Annotated in this window: 1 protein-coding gene; it reads left to right on the top strand. The window is 51.1% G+C overall.

Going from position 1 to position 366, the window contains the following annotated elements; translation table 11 throughout:
- On the top strand, positions 1-366 hold a 366-nt coding region (gene modA, locus ACYP03_RS24720; protein WP_459782487.1), incomplete at both ends, for a molybdate ABC transporter substrate-binding protein.

Genomic DNA, 366 nt, shown 5'->3' with positions numbered 1-366 from the left:
AGAGTTATGAGAATACCAGCGGCAATGAGGTTGTACTCTCGTTTGCTTCTTCGTCAACGCTTGCCCGCCAGTTAGCTCAGGGAGCCCCTGCCGATTTGTATTTATCAGCAAATACAAAGTGGATGGATTATGCGGCAGAGCAGCAAGTGATCAATAGCAAATCACGCAACGATTTACTGCACAATCGGTTATTCCTGGTTACGCATCAGTCTGAATCGGTGGACTCAGTGCCGCTAAACGGCTCATGGGACATCACTGAGGCATTAAGCGGTAGCCGACTGGCTGTTGGCGATCCCAAACATGTGCCGGCGGGCATTTATGCCAAAGAGGCCCTGGCATCACTGGGACTTTGGCAACAAGCCGAAC

This window comes from Photobacterium sp. R1 (assembly GCF_054600795.1).
The sequence above is the reverse complement of the archived record's forward strand: the minus strand, read 5'-3'. Positions and strand labels throughout refer to the sequence as shown.